At 29.1% G+C, this 2076-nt stretch carries 1 protein-coding gene and 1 pseudogene; both read left to right on the top strand.

All coding sequences use genetic code 11. From position 1 onward, the window contains the following. A pseudogene (locus AC3DU7_RS32240) lies at positions 1-630 on the top strand (hypothetical protein); the annotation flags it as partial. A 175-nt stretch (positions 631-805) separates the two neighbouring features. After that, positions 806-1021 (top strand): hypothetical protein, encoded by a 216-nt coding sequence (locus AC3DU7_RS32235; RefSeq protein WP_488043299.1) that lies wholly within the window; start codon positions 806-808, stop codon positions 1019-1021. Positions 1022-2076 lie beyond the last annotated feature (1055 nt).

Here is a 2076-nt window from a genome sequence, read left to right as displayed (position 1 = left end):
CCCCAACACATACTATCTAAAATCAATAGAGTTTTTGATAGAACTTTTCAAGTAAGAATAGATTCTCGTTGGCAGTCTATAAATGAGCTGAAACCAGTTTTGATGAATATTTTAGATTCAGAAAACCAAGAACCTACAAAAACTGAAATTTTATTTGAAGAGATTAAATACAAAGTATCAATTAATGCAGAAAAGAAGTTATTTCAAGATATTACAAAAAAAATCATTAGAAAAGTTTTTAAATTTGTGGAGGATATAACTAGGGAACTTGGTTATGATTTTTCTATTTTTAAAGAAAGAGAAGTAACTTTGGCCTCTTTAATTATAAATATAAATTGGGACTGGAAAGATTTGACATTTTCATATTTAGAAGGAGGGGCTAGTATATCCTATCGTTATTCCGATCTAATATTTCATCCAATATTTTTAGGATATGTAACAGGAAATGAAATTGTTTTACTAGCAATTAAACATATTTTAGTGAAGCACAATGGAAAAATAATTGAAAATTTTTCTGATGAACATAAGATTGAATTACTACGAATTCCTTTAATTATTGAACCTGATTTTACTGATTTTGATGAACGTCTCAAAGATTTCTATGCAGAAGGGATTAATCGTATAATGTGAGCTATATCATATCCGCTATAATTTGTGTAAACCTAAGCGTTAATATCTAGAGGAAATTTCAGTTTTTTTCAGACTTTTAAGCCTTTCTCTCTCTTCCTTCTTCCTTACCCTTACCTGATAATACCAATACTACCGGACTTGATATTACTAGAAAAATTAATCAATAAAAATTATTATGTTTGAACAAAAAATAGTTTTGTTGATTGTGCTTTTAGTAGGAATTATAGCAAGTATTTTTATGAGTGTCGGCAAAAAAAATGGGAGTATAAATATGTTAGTAATTGGTATTATATTAATGGTTTTAGATATTATTTACTTCCTAGCTTATGCCTATGAAATATTCAAAAAAATCTTACAAAATTTACAAAGTAGTAGCAGAACGAAATCATAATACTTTTTCTACAGTGTCTACAACTACAATAGATGATTTCGAGTAAGAGTTTAGCATCCTCTACTGGCAACTAAATTGAAGTGAGGTTATTCAACCTGATTTAATTTTATATCAATCGATAAATCAATGATATTGAGATTTTTAAATAAAGTTGAACTTGTTTAACACTATTGGGAAATAGAAGCTCCCTAATACCAATTACTATGGATTAATGCTTAACTTAAGTAGCACTTCAATTATTAAGTAATTAACAGTATAGTTTTTTCATTTGAAATACGGAAACATAGTCCTATTAAAAGGGTAAAAGATATGGAGGTAGCAGGAAAAATTAAATAATTGATAATGGATAATTGATAATTATATCTCCCTAGATGATTGAATAAAAGGAAAATATTTTCTTGTTTATCCTTTAAAGGAGAGTATTTTTACCTTAATTATCAAGACAGAGAAAACAGCATTAAATAGTAGTTTCCCACAATAATGAATGGATACTCAAGACAGTATTTTTTGATTAGAAAAAAACTCAATCTAGATTTACATATCATTTGAAAATACTATAGCTTTATCATCTTGCTAATAATTAGCACCCTGCTTAGCATTAATTATTCTGATGTTTACTTCTCCCCCACTCCCCTACTCCCTCACTCCTCGACTCCCCTACTGCCTCACTCCCCCACTCCCCTGCTCAAGATACGGGTTGAAAAGTTTCTGAGAAATGATATAACAGAGGATTGAATAAAAGGAAAATATTTTCTTGTTTATCCTTTAAAGGAGAGTATTTTTACCTTAATTATCAAGACAGAGAAAACAGCATTAAATAGTAGTTTCCCACAATAATGAATGGATACTCAAGACAGTATTTTTTGATTAGAAAAAAACTCAATCTAGATTTACATATCATTTGAAAATACTATAGCTTTATCATCTTGTTGATAATTAGCACGCTGGTTAGCATGAATTATTCTGATGTTTACCTCTCCTCCACTCCTCTACTCCCCCACTCAAGATACGGGTTGAAAAGTTTTTGAGAAATGATATAACACCAGAAAAATAAA

The organism is Okeania sp., assembly GCF_983059655.1.
Note: the sequence above shows the minus strand (reverse complement) of the source record. Positions and strands in the feature narration are given on the sequence as shown.

What these genes read in the sequence shown, in the direction of transcription:
- AC3DU7_RS32235 (WP_488043299.1), top strand. Translation starts at nt 806, where the DNA reads ATGTTTGAACAAAAAATAGTTTTGTTGATTGTGCTTTTAGTAGGAATT.